Source organism: Actinophytocola oryzae, from assembly GCF_004364325.1.
GTDB classification, from domain to species: domain Bacteria; phylum Actinomycetota; class Actinomycetes; order Mycobacteriales; family Pseudonocardiaceae; genus Actinophytocola; species Actinophytocola oryzae.
In genome coordinates, this window is sequence record NZ_SOCP01000019.1 from 39315 (window position 1) to 60370 (window position 21056).

At 71.3% G+C, this 21056-nt stretch carries 23 protein-coding genes; 9 read left to right on the plus strand and 14 right to left on the minus strand.

Features of this window, described 5'->3' with window-relative positions:
• Positions 1-152: 152 nt before the first annotated feature.
• Both CLV71_RS36745 and CLV71_RS36750 read right to left on the minus strand, forming a co-directional pair.
• Positions 153-860: a GAP family protein gene (locus tag CLV71_RS36745; protein WP_133907524.1), complete on the minus strand. Its 708-nt coding sequence runs from the start codon at positions 858-860 to the stop codon at positions 153-155.
• Positions 857-1864, minus strand: coding sequence for an LLM class flavin-dependent oxidoreductase (locus CLV71_RS36750; RefSeq protein ID WP_133907525.1), 1008 nt, complete (start codon positions 1862-1864; stop codon positions 857-859). The genes CLV71_RS36745 and CLV71_RS36750 overlap by 4 nt, the downstream gene beginning before the upstream one ends.
• 201 nt (positions 1865-2065) lie before the next feature.
• On the opposite strand from CLV71_RS36750, the gene CLV71_RS36755 reads away from it, so the two are divergent.
• Positions 2066-4735: an alpha-amylase family glycosyl hydrolase gene (locus tag CLV71_RS36755; protein ID WP_208297937.1), complete on the plus strand. Its 2670-nt coding sequence runs from the start codon at positions 2066-2068 to the stop codon at positions 4733-4735.
• A 63-nt stretch (positions 4736-4798) separates the two neighbouring features.
• Here CLV71_RS36755 and CLV71_RS36760 read toward each other — a convergent pair whose 3' ends face one another.
• The 6 genes from CLV71_RS36760 to CLV71_RS36785 all read right to left on the minus strand — a co-directional run bounded on the left by CLV71_RS36760 (position 4799) and on the right by CLV71_RS36785 (position 8376).
• Entirely contained in the window at positions 4799-4984 is a 186-nt protein-coding gene (locus tag CLV71_RS36760) for a hypothetical protein (protein ID WP_133907527.1), read from the minus strand.
• A 111-nt stretch (positions 4985-5095) separates the two neighbouring features.
• Positions 5096-5887, minus strand: coding sequence for an alpha/beta fold hydrolase (locus CLV71_RS36765; protein WP_133907528.1), 792 nt, complete (start codon positions 5885-5887; stop codon positions 5096-5098).
• A gap of 49 nt (positions 5888-5936) precedes the next feature.
• Positions 5937-6644 carry an SRPBCC family protein gene (locus CLV71_RS36770; protein ID WP_133907529.1) on the minus strand — a complete coding sequence of 236 codons (708 nt, stop codon included), beginning with the start codon at positions 6642-6644 and terminating at the stop codon, positions 5937-5939.
• Positions 6634-7227, minus strand: coding sequence for an ArsR/SmtB family transcription factor (locus CLV71_RS36775; protein WP_133907530.1), 594 nt, complete (start codon positions 7225-7227; stop codon positions 6634-6636). Before CLV71_RS36775 ends, CLV71_RS36770 begins: the two co-directional genes overlap by 11 nt.
• A 45-nt stretch (positions 7228-7272) precedes the next feature.
• Positions 7273-7992 (minus strand): alpha/beta fold hydrolase, encoded by a 720-nt coding sequence (locus CLV71_RS36780; RefSeq protein WP_133907531.1) that lies wholly within the window; start codon positions 7990-7992, stop codon positions 7273-7275.
• A 66-nt stretch (positions 7993-8058) separates the two neighbouring features.
• Positions 8059-8376, minus strand: coding sequence for a YciI family protein (locus CLV71_RS36785; RefSeq protein ID WP_133907532.1), 318 nt, complete (start codon positions 8374-8376; stop codon positions 8059-8061).
• A 32-nt stretch (positions 8377-8408) separates the two neighbouring features.
• Between CLV71_RS36785 and ybaK the strand changes: the two genes are divergently transcribed.
• Genes ybaK through CLV71_RS36800 form a run of 3 tightly spaced genes read left to right on the plus strand, consistent with a single transcriptional unit; the run spans position 8409 to position 10581 of the window.
• Positions 8409-8885, plus strand: a complete 477-nt coding sequence (ybaK, locus tag CLV71_RS36790; protein WP_133907533.1) for a Cys-tRNA(Pro) deacylase — start codon at positions 8409-8411, stop codon at positions 8883-8885.
• A gap of 59 nt (positions 8886-8944) precedes the next feature.
• Positions 8945-9301 carry a hypothetical protein gene (locus CLV71_RS36795; RefSeq protein ID WP_133907534.1) on the plus strand — a complete coding sequence of 119 codons (357 nt, stop codon included), beginning with the start codon at positions 8945-8947 and terminating at the stop codon, positions 9299-9301.
• Positions 9298-10581 (plus strand): cryptochrome/photolyase family protein, encoded by a 1284-nt coding sequence (locus CLV71_RS36800; RefSeq protein ID WP_133907535.1) that lies wholly within the window; start codon positions 9298-9300, stop codon positions 10579-10581. The genes CLV71_RS36795 and CLV71_RS36800 overlap by 4 nt, the downstream gene beginning before the upstream one ends.
• On the opposite strand, the gene CLV71_RS36805 is transcribed toward CLV71_RS36800, so the two are convergent.
• From CLV71_RS36805 to CLV71_RS36820, 4 genes are all read right to left on the minus strand, one after another.
• Complete coding sequence (locus CLV71_RS36805) at positions 10564-11364, minus strand: alpha/beta fold hydrolase (protein WP_243867100.1); 801 nt, start codon at positions 11362-11364, stop codon at positions 10564-10566. The two genes, CLV71_RS36800 and CLV71_RS36805, sit on opposite strands and share 18 nt — an antisense overlap.
• Positions 11361-11882 (minus strand): TIGR03086 family metal-binding protein, encoded by a 522-nt coding sequence (locus CLV71_RS36810; RefSeq protein ID WP_133907536.1) that lies wholly within the window; start codon positions 11880-11882, stop codon positions 11361-11363. Before CLV71_RS36810 ends, CLV71_RS36805 begins: the two co-directional genes overlap by 4 nt.
• 61 nt (positions 11883-11943) lie before the next feature.
• Positions 11944-13152 carry an RNA polymerase sigma factor gene (locus CLV71_RS36815; protein WP_133907669.1) on the minus strand — a complete coding sequence of 403 codons (1209 nt, stop codon included), beginning with the start codon at positions 13150-13152 and terminating at the stop codon, positions 11944-11946.
• The gene (locus CLV71_RS36820; protein WP_133907537.1) at positions 13143-13481 is read right to left on the minus strand and encodes a YciI family protein; all 339 of its coding nucleotides are present in this window, start codon (positions 13479-13481) and stop codon (positions 13143-13145) included. Before CLV71_RS36820 ends, CLV71_RS36815 begins: the two co-directional genes overlap by 10 nt.
• Positions 13482-13580: 99 nt before the next feature.
• Between CLV71_RS36820 and CLV71_RS36825 the strand changes: the two genes are divergently transcribed.
• The 3 genes from CLV71_RS36825 (at position 13581) to CLV71_RS36835 (ending at position 16145) form a co-directional block, all read left to right on the plus strand.
• Positions 13581-14318 carry an SDR family oxidoreductase gene (locus CLV71_RS36825; protein WP_133907538.1) on the plus strand — a complete coding sequence of 246 codons (738 nt, stop codon included), beginning with the start codon at positions 13581-13583 and terminating at the stop codon, positions 14316-14318.
• Positions 14318-15163: an SDR family oxidoreductase gene (locus tag CLV71_RS36830; protein ID WP_133907539.1), complete on the plus strand. Its 846-nt coding sequence runs from the start codon at positions 14318-14320 to the stop codon at positions 15161-15163. Before CLV71_RS36825 ends, CLV71_RS36830 begins: the two co-directional genes overlap by 1 nt.
• Positions 15164-15242: 79 nt before the next feature.
• The gene (locus CLV71_RS36835) at positions 15243-16145 is read left to right on the plus strand and encodes a LysR family transcriptional regulator (RefSeq protein ID WP_208297938.1); all 903 of its coding nucleotides are present in this window, start codon (positions 15243-15245) and stop codon (positions 16143-16145) included.
• Between the two features lie 163 nt (positions 16146-16308).
• Here CLV71_RS36835 and CLV71_RS36840 read toward each other — a convergent pair whose 3' ends face one another.
• The gene (locus CLV71_RS36840) at positions 16309-17598 is read right to left on the minus strand and encodes a GGDEF domain-containing protein (protein ID WP_243867102.1); all 1290 of its coding nucleotides are present in this window, start codon (positions 17596-17598) and stop codon (positions 16309-16311) included.
• Between the two features lie 168 nt (positions 17599-17766).
• On the minus strand, positions 17767-19308 hold the full coding sequence (locus CLV71_RS36845) for an LLM class flavin-dependent oxidoreductase (protein WP_133907541.1): 1542 nt from the start codon (positions 19306-19308) through the stop codon (positions 17767-17769).
• Between the two features lie 64 nt (positions 19309-19372).
• Between CLV71_RS36845 and CLV71_RS36850 the strand changes: the two genes are divergently transcribed.
• Both CLV71_RS36850 and CLV71_RS36855 read left to right on the plus strand, forming a co-directional pair.
• Positions 19373-19855, plus strand: coding sequence for a MarR family winged helix-turn-helix transcriptional regulator (locus CLV71_RS36850; RefSeq protein ID WP_208297939.1), 483 nt, complete (start codon positions 19373-19375; stop codon positions 19853-19855).
• 80 nt (positions 19856-19935) lie between these two features.
• The gene (locus CLV71_RS36855; RefSeq protein ID WP_133907543.1) at positions 19936-21054 is read left to right on the plus strand and encodes an ROK family transcriptional regulator; all 1119 of its coding nucleotides are present in this window, start codon (positions 19936-19938) and stop codon (positions 21052-21054) included.
• Positions 21055-21056 lie beyond the last annotated feature (2 nt).

Consider the following 21056-nt stretch of genomic DNA (forward strand, 5'->3'; position numbering starts at 1 on the left):
AGACCGCGGCGGCTACGCCGCGGGTCGGGGAGCCGGGACGGCGGTGGCACCACGACAATCCGAGCCGTGGGTGACCATCCTCATCCGCGTTTGTCGGTGCCACCGTCGGCCTGCATTCCCGGCCGCCTGAGTCGCCCCTCAGGCGGCCACCGTCACGCCGCCCGCCAGGTGTCGAGGAAACCGAGCTGCGACACGGCGTCGACGGCGAGCAGGAACCCGACGATCCCCAGGACCCAGCCCGTCGCACCGACCGCGTTCCGGTCGAACCAGCCGTGCACCCTGGTGAGCGTTGGTGTGGCCCGCTCCGACCGCGCCGCCCGCAGCCCGAGCAGCGTCAGGGCAGGCAGGACCATCACCAGGCAGTAGGCGGCGAGGACACCGGCGATGCCGAGCGTGCCATGGCCCGCCGTGGCGACCATCGCGACCGCGCCGAGGTACGGGAACATGGTCGCGGCCTCGACGAGACCGGCGGTGAGCGCCAGGACCACGAGCGCACGCGGCGACCCTGCGGCCTTGTGGACGCGTTCCGTCCACTTCTTGCCCAGGTCACCGCTCACCTCGGGCCGGTCCCCGGAGCTGGAGCGGAAGCTCAGCACCAACAGCACGACGCCGGCACCCAGCTCCAGCCAGTAGCCGGTCTCCCCCAGCGAGTCGCCGACCCCGGCGAGCAGCGGGCGGGCGACCAGCGCGACGAGGACGCCGAGCGCGAGGTAGAACACGGCGATCGTGACGAGGTAGCCGACCAGTGGCGCGGTCCGTCCACGGCCGGGCGCGAGCATCAGCAGGACCGGTACGAACAACGTCCCGATGCTGGTGCTGTCCAGGAGGGCGAGGACGACCAGCGGGAGGATGAGCGTCACACGGTGACGTTAAGGGAGGGCGCCACCTTCTCCGCGACCAGCTCGAAGGAACGGATGCGGTCGGCGATGTCGTAGACCATGGTCGTCAGCATCAGCTCGCTGGCACCCGTGCGGCCCAGCAGCTCCTTGAGCTGGCGCTCGACCGTCTCCGGGGACCCGACGGCCTGGCCGCGCCAGCGGTCCTCGACGAAGGTCCGCTCGATCTCGTTGTACGGGTACTCGGCGGCCTCCTCCGGCGTGGCGAGTGCCTCTGGCTTGCCGGTGCGCAGCTTCAGGAACGCCAGCGCCGACGGGCCGGCCAGCCAGTGCGCCCGCTCGTCGGTGTCCGCGCAGATCACGTTCACCGCGACCTTCGCGTACGGCTCGGACAGGTAGCGGGACGGCCGGAAGTTCGACCGGTACAGCTCGAGGGCGGGCACGGTGTTCGCCGAGCTGAAGTGGTGCGCGAACGAGAACGGCATGCCCAGCATCCCGGCCAGCTGCGCGGAGAACCCGCTGGAGCCCAGCAGCCAGATGTCCGGCTCGTTGCCCTTGCCCGGCACCGCCTGGATGAGGTCGTTGTCGCCCTGGAAGTAGCCGATGAGGTCGCCCAGCTCCTGCGGGAACGCCTCGGCGGACAGGCCCGCCATGGTGCGGCGCAGCGCGAGGGCGGTGCGTTGGTCGGTGCCGGGCGCGCGGCCGATGCCCAGGTCGATGCGGCCGGGGTGCAGGGCCTCGAGCGTGCCGAACTGCTCGGCGACGACCAACGGCGCGTGGTTGGGCAGCATGACCCCGCCCGAGCCGACGCGGATGGTCGACGTCGACGCGGCGAGGTGCGCGATCAGGACCGCGGGCGACGAGCTGGCGATCGAGGGCATGTTGTGGTGCTCGGCGACCCAGATGCGCCGGTAGCCGAGCTCCTCGACGCGTCTGGCCAGCTCGGTCGTGTTGCGCAGCGCGTCGGTGGCGGTGGCGTCACGGGCGGCGGGCGCGAGTTCCAGGACGGAGAGCGGTACCTGTGTCACGCAAGAGGGGAACACCCGTGAGCGGTCGTTTCTTCCCGGCGGAGTGGTCGGGCACTGGAAGTTTTGGTCTGGTTGGCGCTCGCCCGGGGGGTTCGCGGCGGTTATCGTCTTCGGCCTGGTTGGTTGTCGATGGAGGGCCTTTCGATGGTTGGTCGTCGGTTTTTCGGCATTGTGGCCGGGGTCTTGTTAGCCACCGGGGTGGTGGCCACGCCCGCTTCCGCTGAGCGGGGCGCGCAGGCCGAGCACTCGGTGCGCGGACCTGTCACCGATGAGAACTTCTACTTCGTCATGGCGGACCGGTTCGAGAACGGCGACCGCGCGAACGACCTGGGCGGGCTGCCCGCCGACCCGCTGGTCTCCGGGTTCGACCCCACCAGGAAGGGCTTCTACAACGGGGGCGACCTCGAGGGGATCCGCGACCGGCTCGACTACGTGCAGGGGCTCGGGACCACGTCCATCTGGCTCACGCCCAGCTTCAAGAACAAGGCCGTCCAACTGGAGGACGGCCCCTCCGCCGGCTACCACGGCTACTGGATCACCGACTTCACCCAGATCGACCCCCACCTCGGGACCAACGACGACCTCGCGGCCCTCGTGAAGGACGCCCACCGGCGCGGGATGAAGGTCTACTTCGACATCATCACCAACCACACCGCCGACGTCATCGGGTACTCCGACGCGCCGCGCAAGAGCTACACGTCCAAGGACCTCGCGCCCTACACGTCCCACGGCGTCGCCTTCGACGACCGGGACTACGCGGGCGGGTCGTCCTTCCCCGCGCTCGACACCTCGTCGTTCCCCTACACCCCGGTGCTCGACCCGGCCGAGCGGAACCTCAAGGTGCCCGCCTGGCTCAACGACGTGACCCTCTACCACAACCGTGGGGACACCACGTTCACCGGCGAGGACTCGCAGTACGGGGACTTCTTCGGGCTCGACGACCTGTTCACCGAGAACCCGAGGGTCGTCGACGGGATGGTCGACGTCTACGAGAAGTGGATCGCCGACTTCGGCATCGACGGGTTCCGCATCGACACCATGAAGCACGTCAACGACGAGTTCTGGCAGTCGTTCGGCCCCAGGATCCTGCAGTTCGCCAAGAAGCACGGCAAGCGCGACTTCTTCATGTTCGGCGAGGTGTTCGACACCACCAAGAGCTACACGTCGCACTTCACCACCACCGACAAGATGCAGTCCGTGCTGGACTTCCCGTTCCAGGCCGCGGCACGGCAGTTCGCGTCGGGGGGCGGGCCGACCGACGCGCTGGCCACCTTCTTCGCCGACGACGACTGGTACACCGACGCCGACTCCAACGTCTACGAGCTGCCCACCTTCCTCGGCAACCACGACATGGGGCGGTTCGGCGGGTTCGTCGTCGCCGACAACCCCGGGGCCGGGGACGCCGAGTGGGTCAGGCGGGACGCGCTCGGGCACGAGCTGATGTACTTCTCGCGGGGGAACCCCGTCGTCTACTACGGCGACGAGCAGGGGTTCACCGGGCCGGGCGGCGACCAGGACGCCAGGCAGACGCTCTTCGCCTCGCAGGTGCCCGAGTACCTGGACGACGACCTCCTCGGGACCGACTCCACGCACGCCGTCGCCAACTTCGACCCACGGCACCCGCTCTACCGGACGATCTCCTCGCTCGCGGGCGTCACCGCCCGGCACCCGGCCCTTCGCGACGGCGTGCAGCAGAGCAGGCTGTCCTCGAACGGCCCCGGGATCTACGCCTTCTCACGGACAGACCGGTCGCAGCAGCGGGAGTACGTCGTCGCGCTCAACAACAGCGAGGCGCCTGCGACCGCGGCGGTGCCCACCTACACCACCCGGCAGTCCTACAGCCGGCTCTACGGGAGTGGACCAGCGAAGGTCTCGTCCGGACGGGACGGAAAGCTGACGGTCTCCGTGCCGCCACTGTCCACTGTGGTCTACGCGCTCGACGGGCGGGTTCCCCGCTCTGGCCACGCGCCTGCCGTCTCCCTCGCCGCGCCGGTCGCGGCACAGCAGGGGCGCGTCGAGGTCGCCGCGTCCGTCGGCGGGTCCTCGCTGTACGAGGTCTCCTTCGAGGCCAGGGTCGACGGTGGGGGGTGGACGCCGATCGGGACCGACGACAACGCGCCGTACCGGGTGTTCCACGACGTGTCCCCACTGCGGCCGGGGACACCGGTCGAGTACCGGGCCGTCGTACTGGACAACGGCAACCACACGCGGGCGAGCAACACCGTGCGTGGGCGGGTCCCCCAGCCCCGGCTCACCATCGAGACACCCGTCGAGGGTGGCGGCGTTCGCGGCGTGGTCCAGGTCCGGGCCGTGGCCGACCCGGAGAAGGCCTCGAACGTCGTGTCGTTCGAACGCAGTGTCGCGGGCGGGCAGTGGACGACGGTCGGGCGGGACGACACCTCACCGGCCTACACGGTGTTCGACGATCTCGGTGCCCTGAACCTCGCGGCGGGGACGTCCGTGCGGTACCGGGCCACGCTGGGTGGAGCGCGGTCGGAGGTCCGCACCGTGCGGTACGCCGGGCCACAGCAGGAGACCGCCGAACTGCGGTACTACCGGCCTGGCGGTGACTACGGGCAGTGGGGCCTGCACCTGTGGGGCGACGCCGTCGACCCGGCCGTGCTCGCGCAGGTCGCCTGGGACAAGCCGTGGCCGCTCGCGAGGGTCGAGAACGGCTGGGCTGTCTACGAGATCCCGCTGCAGGACGACACCAAGCCGGTGAACTTCATCATGCACCTGCCCAACGGGGACGCGGTGCCGGACACCCGCGAGCCGGGCGGCGACCGGGCGTTCCTGCCCATCGACCACCCGACCGTGTGGATCAAGCAGGGCGACCCGACCGTCTACTCCGCCCAGCCGGCCACACCCTGAGGTACGCCGAAGGGCCCGCGACCACGGTCGCGGGCCCTTGTTGTCGATGAGGAGAACACGGGCTCAGGCGGCCCTGGACTCCTCTGACTCGTCGTGGTGGGTGGCGGGGTGGGCGACATGGCGATGCCACCAGGACTGGTGGGACTTCGCCGCCGCACGCCGGTGCTCGAGGGTCGTCCTCGGGTCGCCCTGCGCGCGCTCGATCCGGTAGTCCATCTCCGCCTGCAGGTACTCAGGTGCCCAGTTCATCGTGTTCTCCTCGTCTTCCTGTGCTGACGTCGAGAACATTCGTCCTGAGGCACCCACCCCGGCATCGGGCGATCACCCATGCCGACCCTTACCCGGGCGGGTAAGGGCCCCTCAGGTGAGGAAGAAACCCCTCAGTACGGGCGCCAGTGCCTTGGCCTTCACGAGGTGGGTCTGGCCGGGGACCGTGGTGTGGGTCGCGTTCGGCAGCACCGACGCCATCGCCGCCGCGCCGTTGCGCATGTAGGCGGGACTCCTGCCGCCGTCCGCGACGAGCGTCGGCATGGTCGCGGATGTCCACCTGTCCTGGGGCAAGGGCTTTCCCTGCCGCAGACCCTCCAGCAGCGCGAGGTCGTACGGCAGCGTGTGCGCGACGCCCTTCAGCTTCTTCCACGCGGGCAGCATCTTCATCATCACGATGCCGAAGCCGGGCACGTCCACCGACCGCATGAAAGCCGTTACCGCGTCACCCCGACGGTCCTGCGCGACGAGGGTGCGCATGTCCGCGAGCGCCGACTCGGGTGCCGGCGCGTGCTCGGCGTCGACGATCAGCGGTGGCTCGTACATCGCGAGCTTCGTCGCGCCGACGCCGGTGTTCGCGGCCTCCAGCGCGAGCATCGCGCCAGAGGAGGCACCAAAGACGTACGCGGCCCCACCCGCCTCCTTGACCAGTGCGGCGATGTCCTCGACCTCCCGGGCCGGCGACGACTCGGCGACCGCGGACTCACCCCGCGAGCGGCGGTCGTAGGTGAACACGGTGAAGTCGGCGGACAGCTCGGCGGCGAGCGGCCTGGACGGACCGGAGTCGCGGTAGCACATCGCGCCGTCCACGATCAGCAGCGGCGGACCCTCACCGGCGACCTCGTAGGCGATCCTGGTGCCGTCCGGGGAAAGTACGGTGCTCATGCCGCCACCTCGCCCGCTCCGTGGTGCCGGAACGCTTCGCTGACAGGACTCATGTCAGGTCCTCCTTGGTGAGCCAGGTCTGCCAGGCCTGTTCCGTCGCCGCGGCGTCGGTTTCGGCGAAGAGGTGGTGGCACGCCATGACCGGGCCGCGGAAGCCCCGCAGGAACCGGTAGATGGCGTCGTCGGTGCGGATGCCGATCGTGTCCTCGTTCTCGAAGTAGACGACCCCGTCGACCACCGGCAGGTCCGCCGGTGCGAAGTGGACGCGGTCGCCGTCGCGGCCGATGGCGGCCATGAGGCGGGCGCGGGTGTGCGGCCAGTCGGTGATCATCGGGCCGAACGCGGTCACCGGGGTGGCGACGCGGCCCGCGAAGTGGTCGAGGTAGGTGGCCAGCGTCTGGATGAACAAAGCACCGCCCCTGGTCATCGCCTCGTACTCGTCGGCCCAGTCGTCGCCCTCCAGGAAGCCGCTCGTGGTCACGCGCACGACCGTGCTGCCCTGGTCGCGCCCCTCGACGAGGAACTCGTAGGCGATCCGGTCGTCGCCGTAGGCCAGGCGCCTGCCCGGTTCCCACGCGGTGACCGGGTGCTCCGGGGTGTAGCCGCCGAACGCCGTGCGGACCGTCTCGCCGGGTGAGACCTCGTTGCGGCCCATGAACCACGAGTCGATGCCGGGGCCGGTCGCGATGGCCTGCCAGACCTGGTCGGGTGTCGCGTCGACGTGCAGTTCGTCGACGGAGGAGAACTCATGCCCCATCGGGGACCTCCGTGCTCGGGTGGACGGCGAGGACGAGGCGGTGCGTGCGGCCGCCCTCGGCAGCCTCGTCGTGGTACCTGCTGATCAGTGTGGTGACGGCGGCGGCGAGGTCCTCGGCGAACGCGGCGCGGTCCTGGGCGCTCGCGAACCGGATCTCGCCCTCGATCGCGAACGTGGCGACCCGCTTCCTCGCCCGGTCGGCGCCGGTGATCAGCGAGCCGACGTCCTTGACGAGCCGCGCCGCGAGGGCGAGCAGCCAGCGGGCGGACAGCCGGTCCGGCGCGCGGGACGGGTCCGGCGCGACGGCGGCGAGCGCGACCGGCGAGATGACGTACGAGGACGCCGTCGCCCGCAGGATCCGCTCGGTCATGCTGCCCTTGCGACGCTCCTCGACCAGCTCGACCAGGCCGTGCTTCTCGAGGGCGCGGAGGTGGTAGTTGACCTTCTGCCGAGGCAGGCCGACCCGGACGGCCAGGGTGGCCGCCGAGCCCGGGTCGGCCAGTGCGGCCAGCAGCCTGGCCCTGGTGGGATCCAGCGACACCTCGGCCGCCGCCGCATCCTCGATAACCGCTACGTCGAACATGTCAGTAGCGTGTCACCGACAACTTCCACTGTCAAGACAAAATTATTATTCGGTGAAGGCTGAGGTCAGCGCCTTGGCGAGGGCCTGGGGGTCCACGTTGTGGGTCTGGTTCGGCAGTTCGGTCACGGCGCCGGAGGGAAGAGCGACGGCGAGGGTGCGGCCTGCCCGACGCATCCACTCCGGGCTCGCGCCACCGACCAGGACCGTGACCGGGATGGTCAGCGTGTCGACCGGCGGGATGGTGGCGTCACCCACGACGGCGGCGTCGTACCGAAGGGTCGGGGCGAGGGCGACCATCGCGTCCCAGTACGGGGTCACGGTCTCCAGTGGGACACCGATGCTGTCCAGGAACAGTTCGAGCGCCTCCGCCGGAGTCGCCGCCGCGAGGCGTTCCGCGTAGTCGGGCGCGACCGTGGCGGTGAACGGCGGTTCGTACAGGGCGAGGCGGGTGATCGGGACGCCTGCCAGCGCCGCCCTGAGGGCGAGGATCGCACCTGAGGACATGCCGTAGACCGCCGCCTCGCCGCCTGCGTGCTCGACGACCGAGGCGAGGTCCTCGATCTCCCTGTCCACCGAGTAGGGCGGGGTGTCGCCGCTGTCGCCCCGGCCTCGGCGGTCGTAGGAGTGGACGGTGAAGCCGGTCAGCTCCGCGGCGACCCAGCCGGTGGCGTGACGGTCGTTGAGCGCGCCGCCGACGCAGACGACGGCCGGGCCGTCACCGACCCGGTCGACGGCGATCGTGGTGCCGTCCTTCGAGATGACCATGGGTGTGCCTTCCAGTGAGGTGGTCGTTTCGTGCCACCGACGAACGCCACCCCACCGGATCGACAATCACCCCAGGAGCTGTCGGACCTCGATCATCCCGTAGCGGGCCCACGGGTGTGTCGCGGCGATCTTCCTGGCCTCGTCGGCCGAGTCGCACTCGATCACCGAGACGCCGCCCATCTGTTCCTTCGTCTCCGCGAAGGGACCGTCGGTGACGAGGACCTCGCCGTCGCGCACCCGGACCGTGGTCGCCTCGGCGGGCGGGTAGAGGCCCATGGCGAGCAGGTGCCTCGCCCCTAGGTCGGCGGACCAGGCGACGCACTCCGCCGCGATGTCCACTTCTGGCGTCTCGTCGTCGGCGCCGAGGAGGAGCATGTACTTCATGCCCGCGATTGTGCACCGATAGGTTTCCGGGCATGGCAGGGAAGGGGACGCAGGCCACCGCGTTGCTCGCGAAGCAGAAGGTGGTCCACCAGGTGCACGAGTACGCGCACGACCCCAGGGCGGAGTCCTACGGGACCGAGGCGTCCGAGGTGTTGGGGCTGCCTGCCGAGCGGGTGTTCAAGACCCTCGTCGCCGAGGTCGACGGGCGGCTCGTGATCGGGGTCGTGCCCGTCGCGGGGCACCTCGACCTCAAGGCGCTCGCCGCGGCGGCCGGGGGCAAGAAGGCGAGGATGGCCGACGTCGCGGCGGCCGAGCGGGCCACCGGGTACGTCGCGGGCGGGATCTCGCCGATCGGACACCGCAAACGTTTGCCTGTCGTGGTCGACGACTCCGCCACCGGATTCGACACGATCTTCTGCTCCGGCGGCAGGCGGGGGCTGGAGATCGAGGTGGCACCCGGCGACCTGATCGCGCTCGCGCAGGCGACCGTGGCCGCCATCGCCGCCTGAACTGCGGGATCCGGGTGCTTCGGCGAGGATGGACGGACCTCTAGCCTGGAGTGACCCACATGAGATTTCTGCCGTCCAGACTGCTCGGAGTCGCCACCGCCGGTTACGGTGCCGCGATCTTCGCAAGGCCCGCGATGCTGCTCAAGCCGTCCGGCATGCCGCCACACGACACCGACCTGCACGCCTTCGTCCGGGTGCTCGCGGTGCGGGACTTCGCGTCCGGGGTCGCCATGGCGGTCGCGCCGTCGCGGAAGGCCATGCGGCTCGCCATCGCCCTGCGTGTCGCCTCCGACGCGGGTGACCTGGTCGTGCTGGGTCGGGCACTCGCCGGGAAGCCGGAGCAGAAGAAGATCATCGCGGTCGCCGGCGGGTGGGCGCTGCTCTGTGCGCTGTCCGCGCTGGCCACCCGGCGATGACCACGACCGTCGCGGTGTTCACGCGGGACCTGCGGGTGCGGGACAACCCGATGCTCGCCGCCGCGGCCCGCGGTGCCGACCAGGTCGTGCCCCTGTTCGTGCGTGACGGGAAGGTCGCCGCGTTCTCCGCGCGGCGCACCCGGTTCCTCGACGAGTCCCTGTCCGATGTGGACGCCTCGCTGCGGCACCTCGGCGGCAGGCTCGTCCTGAGGGAGGGAGACCCCGTCGAGGAGGTCTGCCGGGTCGCCGGTGAGGTGGGCGCTGACCGGGTGCACATCGCGGGCGACGTCTCCGCGTACGCCCGCACGCGGGAGGAACGCCTGCGGAGCGGCCTGACCTGCGAGTTCGTCGTGCACGACGACGTGCACACGGTCGTTCCGCCCGGCCTGCTGACCCCGTCGGGCAAGGACCACTTCGCCGTGTTCAGCGCCTACCACCGGCAGTGGGACGCACACGGCTGGCGCCAGGCCGTCCCGACACCCCGGCGCATCGAGGTGCCCAAGGTGAAGGGCCGCAAGGCACCCAGCGTGCGGGGCGAGGGCGGGGAGAGCGCGGCACGCAGGCGGATGACCTCCTGGCTGCGCACCAACGCCGAGTCCTACACGGACAACCACGACATGGTCGCCGTCGACGGGACCTCCCGACTCTCGCCCTACCTGCACCTCGGCTGCCTCTCCGCGCTGGAACTGGCGCGGCGGGGCGACAAGGCACCCGACTTCGTGCGGCAGCTCGCCTGGCGCGACTTCCACCACCAGGTGCTCAACGCCCGGCCGGACGCCGCGCACGAGGACTATCGGCCGCGTGGCGACCGCTGGCGCGACGACGACCACGCGTTCGACGCGTGGCGGGCGGGCGAGACCGGCATCCCGATCGTCGACGCCGGGATGCGCCAGCTGCTCGCCGAGGGGTGGATGCACAACCGCGCCCGCCTCGTCGTCGCGTCCTTCCTCACGAAGACCCTGTACCTGGACTGGCGTGCGGGTGCCGCGCACTTCTACGCCCACCTCATCGACGGGGACATCGCCAACAACTCCCTGAACTGGCAGTGGGTCGCCGGCACGGGCACCGACACGCGGCCCAACCGCGTGCTCAACCCGATGCGGCAGGCGGAGCGGTTCGATCCACGTGACGACTACGTCCGGCGGTACGTCCCCGAACTGTCCGGCGTGGACGACGCGAGGCGGCCGTGGACGCTGTCCACCAAGGCCCGCAACGGTTACCCACTGCCCATCGTGGACCTCGCCGAAGGGCGTGCGCGCTTCCTAGCCGCCCGAGGTTAGGTCGAGCAGCAGCGGCACCACCTGCGGCCAGACACGACGTGGGAACTCGTGCCCGGTGTTCGGCAGGACCACCAGGCGCGCACCCCGGATCTCGCTGGCGAGTGCCTCGCCGTGCGGCAGCGGGAAGAGCGGGTCCCGGTCGCCGTGGAGCACCAGCGTCGGCACGGCGATCTCCGGCAGCCGGTGACGCCACGAGTTCCGCCCGCCCTTGGTGGCGTGGTGGTTGCGCTGGCTCGACTCGATGTTCTTCGTGCGTGCCACCGCGATCGACGCGATCTCGCGGGTGTCCGCCTCGTCGAACGGCTCGGCCGACAGGATGCGCTGGCTCGCCACCAGGTACGACACGACGGCGTCGTGGTCGGTCCAGTCCGGTTCGGACAGTGCGCCGAACGCCGAGGCCACCTCGGGTGCCATACCGGGGAGGTCGTCGTCACCCGCGCTCGCGGTCGTCGCGATCGCGGTCAGCGAGCGGACCCTCGTCGGCTGGTCCAGCGCCATGACCTGCGCGAGCGCGCCGCCCATGGAGATGCCGACGACGTGTGCCGAGGCCACGCCCAGCTCGTCGAGCACGGCGACGGCGTCGGTCACCAGGTCCTCGCCGGTGTAGCCGGGCTCGCCGGGCGGGTAGCTCGGCGCGTCGCCGGTGTCGCGGTGGTCGTAGCGGATCACGTACCGGCCGGTCAGCGACGTGCAGAACTCCGGCGGCCACCAGTCCATCGACGAGCTGGCGCCGCCGATCAGCAGGATCGCGGGGTCGTCCGCCGCACCGAACGTGGAGATCACGCGACCCTCCCCAGCCTGGCGAGCAGCACGGTCAGCGGCGGCGCACCCGGCGGCGCGGGCAGCGGTGGCGCGAACGCGCCGTCGGGACTCTCACTCGAGCCCGCGCGGGAGAGCACGTCGGCGACCACCTCCGGCGCGGGCGAGTACGGCACCGAGGCGCCCCGCGCGATGTCCCACCCGTGCACCAGCGCCTCCGACAGGCTGATCTCCGCGATCACCGAGCCGAGCGTCGGGCCGAACGGGAAGGGGTGCCGCGCCGTCAACGCACCCGGCCTGCCGAACGCGACCAGGCACCGGTCGGCGGCCGCCCGGTACGCACCCAGCGGGTCCAACCCCAGGTGGTCGCCGTCGGGCACCTCCGTGCCGTCCTCGACGGCGGCCGCGAACGTCTTCAGCACGCCGACCAGGTGGTTCGCCACGTCCCGCACCGTCCATTCCGCACACGGGCTCGGCGCGTCCCAGTCGGTCACCGCCGCCAGCACGGTCCCCGTCGCGTCATAGGCCTTCACCAGCTCCATCAGTTTCCTCCTCGTACCGGTTCTCGGCCCACCGACGAACGGCGACGGCCGGGATCGACACCTACGGGGAAACTTCCGCGAGCCTGCCGGTCAGGTAGCGCCTCTCCACCTCGGAGGTGACCAGGGCCAGCGCCGCGCGGTACTCCCGCGCGGCCTCCGCCCCTCGGCCGAGGCGGCGCAGCAGGTCCGCGCGGGTGGCGGGCAGGAGGTGGTAGCCGGGCAGGTCGAGGCCGTCCACGAGCGCCAGACCCGCGGCCGGGCCGTCCGCCATCGCGACCGCGACCGCGTGGTTGAGCGCGACCACCGGCGACGGCAGGTACTTGCGCAGCTCGCCGTAGAGGGACGCGATCTGGCGCCAGTCGGTGTCGGCGGCGGTCTTCGCGGTCGCGTGGCACGCCGCGATCGCCGCCTGCACCTGGTAGGGGCCGGGCGAGCCGAGTCGCAACGCCGACTCCAGCAGTCCCTCCCCTGCCGCGATCTCCTCGTGGTCCCACCGGGAGCGGTCCTGGTGCTCCAATGTGACCAACTCGCCATCCGCCGACACCCTGGCCGCGCGCCGGGCGTCGTGCAGCAGCATCAGCGACAGCAGCCCCATGGCCTCCGGCTGGCCAGGCAGCAGCGACACCAGGACCCGGCCGAGCCGGATCGCCTCGGCGCTCAGGTTCTGGCGCACCAGGTCCTCGCCGGCCGACGCCGAGTAGCCCTCGTTGAACAGCAGGTAGACCACGCCGAGCACGGCGTTCAGCCGGGCCGGGAGCTGCGTGGGGCCGGGCACCCGGTAGGGAATGCCCGCGTTGCGGATCTTGCGCTTCGCCCGCACGAGCCGCTGCGCCATCGTCGCCTCGGGCACCATGAACGCCCGCGCGATCTCGGGTGTGGTCAGGCCGGTGAGGGTGCGCAGCGTCAGGGCCACGCGGGCCTCGAACGCCAACGCGGGGTGGCAGCACGTGAAGACCAACCGCAGCCGGTCGTCGGGGATCTCCTGCGGCGGCTCGGTGTCCGGCGCGAGGAAGGCCAGCTCACGCAGCTTCTCCGCGCCGACCTTCTCGCGACGAAGCCGGTCGGTGGCGCGGTTGCGGGCGGTCGTGGTCAGCCAGGCACCCGGCCTGCGCGGCACACCGTCGCGTTCCCAGGTGATCAGGGCCGTGGCGAACGCCTCTGACGCGCATTCCTCGGCCAGGTCCCAGTCGCCGGTGAGGCCGATGAGGGTGGCGACCACCTGGCCCCACTCGTCGCGAAAAGCCGACGCTACGGCTTCCTTCACTCCCAGATCGGACGCACCTCGACCATGCCGTACTTCGCCACCGGGTGGGCGGCCGCGATCTCCAGGGCCTCGTCGAGGTCGGCGCACTCGATCACGCACAGACCACCGATCTGCTCCTTGGTCTCGGCGAACGGGCCGTCGGACAGGAGGATCTCGCCGTCACGCACCCGCACCGTCGTGGCGTCCTCCGGCGGACGCAGCACCTGGCCGTTCAGCAGCACGCGCCGCCGCGTCATCTCGTCGGCCCAGGCCACGGCGTCGTCCTCACCGCACACCTCCTGTGAGGTCGTCGAGGACCCGTCGTCCTCGCCGCCGATGAGTAAGAGATAGCGCATGGGCGTCATGCTCTCACGATTTTCACAATGCATCGCACACATGAACAGCATCGACACATTGCATTGGACACATAGTTCACGTCACGGCACGTTAGTGGCATGAGCGAAACGCGACGAGTGGCAATCGTGACCGGTGGGTCACGCGGTATCGGCAGGGAGACGGTCTCGCGGCTCGCGGCGGACGGGTTCGCCGTCACCGTGGTGTACGCGGGGCGCACGGCGGACGCCGAGGCGGTCGTCGAGGAGGTCACCGCCAAGGGCGGTCGCGCCATCGCCGTCCAGGCCGACATCGCGGACGAGCAGGCGGTCGTCGCCGCCTTCGAGCGGACCGAGGAGGAGTTCGGCGGTGTCGACGTGGTGGTCAACGCGGCGGGGGTGATGAACCCGGGCACCCCGCTCGTGGAGCTGTCGCTCGACGAGTTCGACCGCATCCACCGGACCAACGTGCGTGGCGCGTTCGTCGTGTCACAGCAGGCGGCCCGGCGGGTGCGGGCGGGCGGCGCGATCGTCAACTTCTCCAGCTCGGTGACGCGGCTCCGCCAGCCCGGCTACAGCGCGTACGGCTCGAGCAAGGGCGCGGTCGAGACCATGACGCTGATCCTCGCCCGCGAGCTGCGGGGCCGCGACATCACGGTGAACGCGGTCGCGCCCGGCCCGACGGCGACCTCGCTGTTCCTCGACAACAACCCCCAGGAGGCCATCGACCGGCTGGCCTCGGCCCCGCCGCTGGAGCGGCTCGGCACGCCGGGTGACATCGCGGAGGTCGTGGCGTTCCTCGCCGGGCCTGCGCGGTGGGTCAACGGCCAGGTCCTGTACGCGAACGGAGGTATCGCCTGATGGCAACGATCCTGGTCACCGGCGCGTCCAGCGGGTTCGGCCTGCTCACGGCCAACGCGCTCCACGAGGCAGGGCACACGGTGTACGCGGGGATGCGGCACGCGGACACCCGGCCGGAGGCGGCCGAGGCCCGGCGGGCGGGGCTGCGTCCCGTCGACCTCGACGTGACGTCCGACGAGTCGGTCGACGCACTGGACCTGCCGGACCTCGACGTGCTGGTGCACAACGCCGGGCACATGGTCACCGGTCCCGCCGAGGCGTTCACGCCGGAGCAGTACGCGGCGCTGTACGACACGAACGTCCTCGGCGCGCAGCGGGTCAACCGGAAGCTGCTGCCCGCGATGCGGGCGCGGGGTGACGGGCTGGTCGTGTGGATGGGCAGCTCCAGCACGCGGGGCGGCACCCCGCCGTACCTGGCGCCGTACTTCGCGGCGAAGGCGGCGTTCGACGCGCTGGCGGCGAGCTACGCGCTGGAGCTGGCGCGGTTCGGGATCGAGACGTCGATCATCGTGCCGGGGGCGTTCACGAGTGGTACCAACCACTTCGCGCACAGCGGTCACCCGTCGGACACGGCTGTCGCCGACGTGTACGAGACGCGGTACCCGGGCCTGATGGACCAGGCCGGCGCGGCGCTGGCGACGCTGATGCCCGAGGACGCCGACGCGGCGGAGGTGGCACGCGCGATCGTGCGGGTCGTGGCCGCACCGAAGGGCACCCGCCCGTTCCGCGTGCACGTGGACCCGTCCGACGACGGCGCCACAGTGGTCAACGCCGTGGCCGACCGGATCCGAGCCGAGTTCCTGCACCGCATCGGCCTCGCGGACCTGCTTCACCCGGTCGCGTGAACCCCGAACGAAAGGGACTTTCATGCCGCAGGGGGTCCCCCGGTTTCCACGCTATCAGTGGGCACCGACAATTCCGGTCGTGCGCACCACCCAGCTCCAGCGCGTCGACCTGAACCTGCTGGTCGCGCTGGCCGCGCTGCTCGAGGAGCGGCACGTGTCCCGCGCGGCCGACCGGATCGGGCTGTCGCAGCCCGCGACCAGCCGCGCCCTGCAGCGGCTGCGTCGCACGCTCGACGACGAGCTGCTGGTGCGCACCCGCGACGGCTACCAGCTCACGCCCCGCGCCGAGCGGATCCAGCGTGAGCTGGCCGGCATCCTCCCCCGTCTCGAGGTGCTGTTCGGCACCGAGGGGTTCGACCCCGCGACCGCGACCGACGACTTCCGCCTGATGGGCACGGACTTCGCGGCGACCATCTTCGGTCCCGGTCTCGCGCGGCGGCTGTCCGACCTGCCCGGCATCTCGATGACGTTCCGGCAGTGGCACGACGGCGTGTTCGAGGACGTCTCGCACGGGTTGGTCGACCTGGCCTTCGCGGCCGTGTCCATCGACCCGACGTTGCGCAGCGAGCTGCTTTTCGACGAGCGGTTCGTCTGCCTGATGGCCGCGGCGAACCCGCTCGCGGACCGGGAAGCCCTGTCGCTGCAGGACTTCCTCGGCGTGGCACACGTGGTGGTCGACGTGCTGCAGGGTGAGCAGTCCGCAGTGGACAGACGACTCACGGAACTCGGGCTGCACCGCCGCGCGACCCTGTCCGTGCCCTACCACACGGCCGCGATACTCGCGATCCCCGAAACCCCGCTGGTGGCGACACTTCCGGAACGCCTCGTGTCCACACTGGACAATCCGGCGCTGAAGGTCGTCGCCGCGCCACCGGAGGTGGAGCCCATGCCCTACCTCATGACCTGGCACCCACGTCTCGACGACGACCCGGCGCAGCGCTGGCTGCGGGACCTGGTTCGAGTGGTGGCCGCGCAGACCTAGTGCCGCGTCCAGGCGAGGAGGGCACGTTTCTCCGTGGATCCAGGCGGCCGCTGGCGGCGTTGCCGGAAAGCCCGAGTACAACCCGGTACGAGCGGCTTCCCGGCGCCTTGCCAGCGACCACCTGGATCCACGGATAAACGACCCTCCCCACCTGGACACGGCACTAGCGCCCGCCGTCGGCCTGACGCGGCACCAGCTGGATGCCCGGCGGACGGCGTGTCGCGGGCATCTTCCCCGAGTGCTCGCCGGAGACCCGCGTACAGTCGCGCCCCGCGGTCTTCGCCCCGTACAGCGCGGCGTCCGCGGCCAGCAGCAACGATGTCCGGTCGCCGCCGTGCACCGGGTACACGGCGGCGCCGACCGAGGCGGTGAGGCCGGTGACGTCCTTCTCCTCACCGTCGAAGTCGAACACCGTCACGGACAGCTCGGCCACCGTGGCCCGCACGCGCTCCGCGGCCTGCCGCACGTCGTCGACACCCAACCCCGGCAGCACGATCGCGAACTCCTCGCCGCCGTAGCGGCCCACCCGGTCGCGCCCGCGCACCGTCCGCTTGATCGCGTCGGCCACCGCACGCAGCACCATGTCGCCCGCGAGGTGCCCGTAGCCGTCGTTGACCCGCTTGAAGTGGTCGAGGTCCAGCAGCAGCACGCCGACCGTGCAGTCCATCCGGCGTGCGCGGGCGAGCTCGTCGGTCACGAGCTTCGCCCAGAACATCGCGTCCAGAAGGCCCGTCTTCGCGTCGTTGCGGCTGGCGTCGCGGAACTGCGGCATCAGGAGTCCCGTGTGCAGGGCCAGGACCGTGACGATCAGCAGCGGCGTCCACCACGGCCGGGCCGTCATCACGACCGCGACGCCGCAACCCAACCCGACGGCACCCGCCAGCATCAGCTGGTCGGTGGCCGGACCGAGCGCGGTGCGGACCGGGCGGTCGAGGTTCGTCGCCAGGATGACGGCGACCACCAGCCCGTAGTTCACCGCCCGGTACACCACGGCTGCGGCGACCACGGCGAGCAACCCCGCCGGCCCGTCCAGCGCGGCGGCGAACGTCTCCGCCACCCCGGAGTACACCGAGTGCAGCACCCAGTAGGCGGCGAGGCAGCCGAGCATGACCGAGGCGGCCGTGAAGACCTTCCGGTGCGCTGGTGCCTCGAACCGGTACACGCGCACCCAGGAGTGCAGGTAGCCGAGCGTCACCAGCGCGCACAGCAGCGGCGGTGGCAGGAGCAGCACGCCCGCGAACATCCAGACCGACAGGAGGTTGACGTACGGCGTGCCCTCGACGGTGTCCTCGCGCATCCGCTCCATGCCCTTGGCCGCCTCGAGGCACGCCACGGAGGCGACCACGAGCAGCACGAACCACAGCCAGTGCGTTCTGGTGACCGGGACGACCGTGACCGTGCTCGCCGCCGTGACGAGCGTGACCGCCTCGACGATCAGGACGAACACCACCACCGGTCGCGCGCGTGACCACAGCTGCCAGTTCGCCGGCGCGTACCGAGCCCTCCCCCTCGTCGGGCCAGGAAGTTCTCCTTCGCCCACCGCAGATCCCCCTCGCGAATCGAGGTTTCACGGTATCGGGCGGCCCTCCGGGTGTCGTGCCTCCGTTCGAGTGACGAACGTTCAGTGCCGGATGGGGATCCGGGCCATCGGCTCGATCAGCTCACGTTCCTCGTAGGAGAGGTGCGACAGCAGTGTGTCGGTGAGCAGGTCGACCACCGCCGACAGCTCGGTGATCCGCGCGGGGTCCGCGACCGTCGCGACCAGCGCCGCGTCGACGCGCTCCAGCACGTCGTGGATGACGTGGTGTTCCTCGGTCAGCCGCGCCAGCACCGGGGTCAGCCTGCCGTCGGCGCGGCGCAGCTGCGGGTAGAGGGTCCGGTCCTCCAGCGTGTGGTGCATGGTGACCAGGCGGCAGTAGCTCTCGCAGTAGGCACCCATCGTCCAGTTGTTCTGGCGCATGGTCATCGTGTTGATCTCCGACCTGGCCGCGGCCACGTCGGTCGCGCCGTCCGCGACCTGGCGGATCAGCGAACGGATCCTGGCCAGCTCGGCACGCAGGTGGTCGTGGATGGCGATCAGCTGCTGGCCGCCGACGCGGCCCTCCGCGGTGTAGACGGCGTCCGCCTCGGGTGCCGGTCCGGTCGGGCGAACCGACTCGTCCCACAGGCGCTCGGTCGACAGGCGGGTGCCGTCGTCGGGGGTCGGGGTGATGCCGAGGTGTTCCGGCACCGGTGCCGTCGCGGCCACGAGCACCGGCGCGTCCTCCTCGCGTGCCAGCATGTTCCGTTCCTGGTCGACCAGCTCGCGCACGCCCGGCGCGACCTCCTCCGCGAAGCGGCGCACGTCGTCGTCACCGCCTGCCTCCACCATCAGCACGAACCCGCTGATGCCGTCGGCGAGCGCCAGCTCGGCGAGCTGCTCGACCCACGCCTTGGCGGGTCCGCGCAGGAAACCGTTGCCGCTGAAGGAACCCGAGATGTTGTAGAGCCGCCTGACCGCCGAGGGCGACCGGCCTGCTTCCTGCGCCGCCTCGTCGATGACCTCGTTCATCCCGGCCAGCTGCTCCGGCGGCGCGTACGGGCTCGACGGGAGCCAGCCGTCGGCCTTCGCGCCGGTCAGCCGCAGCATCCGCCGCTTGTACGCGCCGAGCCAGATGCCGACGGGGTGTGCCGGGAACGGGCCGGGGTGCGCCCCGTCGAGCGAGTAGTGCCTGCCGGGCAGGCGGATGCCGCGCCCCGGTGTCCACAGTGCCCTGATCACGTCGATCGCCTCGGACAGCGCCTCGATCGACTCGCCGGGCGTGCGGCGCGGGCCGTCCATGGCGGCGATGCCGTCCCAGAAGGCACCGGCGCCGAGACCCAGCTCGACGCGGCCGCCGGTGATGATGTCGAGGCTGGCCGCGGCGCGGGCGAGCACCGCGGGCGGGCGCAGCGGCAGGTTGGCGACGTTGGGGAACACGCGGACGTTCTGGGTGGCCGCCGCGATGACCGACAGCGACGTCCACGTGTCGAGGAACGCCGCCTGGTACGGGTGGTCCTGCACGCTGACGAGGTCGAGGCCCAGCACGTCGGCGGACTGCGCGAGCTGCAGCGCCTCGCCGAACTCGGCCGCGGCAGGCGGCAGGAAGACACCGAACTCGAGTGGGTGGCCGTAGTCTGGCATGCCGACAGTATGCCAGACAGATGTTCTGTCGCGCAGACGTTCTGTGAGGGCTATCATTGGCGGGGTGACGGCTTTGGACGGCGACCTGGGCTGGACCCTCGGCGTGGTCTTCCGCGCGTACGTCAAGGCGACGAACGCGGCGGTCGGCGACCTGCCCGGCGGCCACCGCGGGTACCAGATCCTGACCGCCGCCACGCGTGACCAGCCGGAAAGCCAGTCGGCGCTGTGCCAGCAGCTGGGCATCGACCGGACGGTGATGACCTACCTGCTCGACGACCTCGAGGCTGCGGACCTCGTCGCACGCAGGGCCGCGCCGACCGACCGCAGGACCCGGCACGTCGTCGCCACGGAGACCGGCCGCGCCCGCCTCGCCGACCTCGACCGCAGGCTCGCGCACGCCGAGACCCACGTGCTGTCCGGCCTGTCGAAGGACGAGCAGCGGAGCCTCAAGGCGCTGCTGGGCCGCCTCGCCTCGCACGTCAACGAGCTGGACCCGGTGGCGGACACCTGCACGGTCGTGGAAGATATAGCGGCATCGCGCTCGTAACCTGTTCGCATCTTGACTGAGTCGTAGGCCTCGTTGATAGTTAGGCAGATTGCCTAACTATCAACCTGCGAGGCACGACGTTGACGCAACAGGCCGGCTCCTCCCGACTCCTCCGCGAGATCAACGAGTCCGCGGCGCTCAGCCTCCTGCTCGAACGCGGCCCGCTCACCCGTGGCGACCTGCGGGAGCTGACGGGGCTCGCGAAGCCGACCACCTCGGACGTGATGCGCCGCCTGCAGGACGCGGGCCTCGTCCGGGTCGTCGGGCGCACGAGCGGGGGCCCCGGCCCGAACGCCGACATCTACGACGTCAACCCCGACGCGGCCTTCGCCGCCGCGGTCTCGTTGCAGGAGAAGGACTCCACGCTGGTCACGGCGGTGTGCGACCTGTCGGGCGAGGTCCGCGCGCGGGTGACGACCAAGCTCGTCGACGACCCGGTCCGCTCGGTGGGCGACGCGGTCGGGCTGGCGTGCCAGAAGGCCCGCATCCCACGCAAGCGCCTGGACCACGTGCAGCTCGGCGTCCCCGGCGCGCACCACGACGGCACGATCCGGTACGTCGACGTGCCGGGCTGGTCGCGGCCGGGCCTCATCGAGGACATCCGCACGCGCCTGCGCACACCGGTGAGTGTGGACAACGACGTGAACCTGGCCGCGGCGGCCGAGCGGTCCCGGGGCATCGCGCGTGAGGCGGACAGCTTCGCCCTGCTGTGGCTCGGCGAGGAGGGCCTCGGCCTGGGCATCGACCTCGGCGGCACGATCCTGCACGGCGCACGCGGCGGTGCGGGCGAGATCGGCTACATGCCGGTCGGGCTGCCGCAGCGGGACGGCGTGCACGACTTCCAGGACCTCGTCGGCGGCCCGGCGATCCTGGCGCTGGCCGCGGAGCACGGCATCGAGGTCGAGCGGGCCGCGACCGCCGCCACCCACGACGTGCTCCACGCGGCGCTCGCCGCACGCATCGCCGTCGGCATCTCGGCCGTGGTCGCCGTGCTCGACCCCGCGCTCGTCGTCCTCGCGGGCGAGGTCGGCCAGGCGGGCGGCCCCGCCCTCGCCGCCGCCGTCGCGAGCGCGCTGCGGGACCTGTCAGTACTCGAGACCGAGGTCGCCGCCACCGGCCTCACCGAGGACGCCGTGCTGCTCGGCGCACTCGACACCACCCTCACCGCGGTCCGCACCGCCCTGCTCGACCGCCGCTAGGA

What these genes read in the sequence shown, in the direction of transcription:
- CLV71_RS36760 (WP_133907527.1), bottom strand. Translation starts at nt 4,984, where the DNA reads ATGAACTGGGCACCTGAGTACCTGCAGGCGGAGATGGACTACCGGATC.
- CLV71_RS36765 (WP_133907528.1), bottom strand. Translation starts at nt 5,887, where the DNA reads ATGAGCACCGTACTTTCCCCGGACGGCACCAGGATCGCCTACGAGGTC.
- CLV71_RS36770 (WP_133907529.1), bottom strand. Translation starts at nt 6,644, where the DNA reads ATGGGGCATGAGTTCTCCTCCGTCGACGAACTGCACGTCGACGCGACA.
- CLV71_RS36775 (WP_133907530.1), bottom strand. Translation starts at nt 7,227, where the DNA reads ATGTTCGACGTAGCGGTTATCGAGGATGCGGCGGCGGCCGAGGTGTCG.
- CLV71_RS36780 (WP_133907531.1), bottom strand. Translation starts at nt 7,992, where the DNA reads ATGGTCATCTCGAAGGACGGCACCACGATCGCCGTCGACCGGGTCGGT.
- CLV71_RS36785 (WP_133907532.1), bottom strand. Translation starts at nt 8,376, where the DNA reads ATGAAGTACATGCTCCTCCTCGGCGCCGACGACGAGACGCCAGAAGTG.
- ybaK (WP_133907533.1), top strand. Translation starts at nt 8,409, where the DNA reads ATGGCAGGGAAGGGGACGCAGGCCACCGCGTTGCTCGCGAAGCAGAAG.
- CLV71_RS36795 (WP_133907534.1), top strand. Translation starts at nt 8,945, where the DNA reads ATGAGATTTCTGCCGTCCAGACTGCTCGGAGTCGCCACCGCCGGTTAC.
- CLV71_RS36800 (WP_133907535.1), top strand. Translation starts at nt 9,298, where the DNA reads ATGACCACGACCGTCGCGGTGTTCACGCGGGACCTGCGGGTGCGGGAC.
- CLV71_RS36810 (WP_133907536.1), bottom strand. Translation starts at nt 11,882, where the DNA reads ATGGAGCTGGTGAAGGCCTATGACGCGACGGGGACCGTGCTGGCGGCG.
- CLV71_RS36820 (WP_133907537.1), bottom strand. Translation starts at nt 13,481, where the DNA reads ATGCGCTATCTCTTACTCATCGGCGGCGAGGACGACGGGTCCTCGACG.
- CLV71_RS36825 (WP_133907538.1), top strand. Translation starts at nt 13,581, where the DNA reads ATGAGCGAAACGCGACGAGTGGCAATCGTGACCGGTGGGTCACGCGGT.
- CLV71_RS36830 (WP_133907539.1), top strand. Translation starts at nt 14,318, where the DNA reads ATGGCAACGATCCTGGTCACCGGCGCGTCCAGCGGGTTCGGCCTGCTC.
- CLV71_RS36845 (WP_133907541.1), bottom strand. Translation starts at nt 19,308, where the DNA reads ATGCCAGACTACGGCCACCCACTCGAGTTCGGTGTCTTCCTGCCGCCT.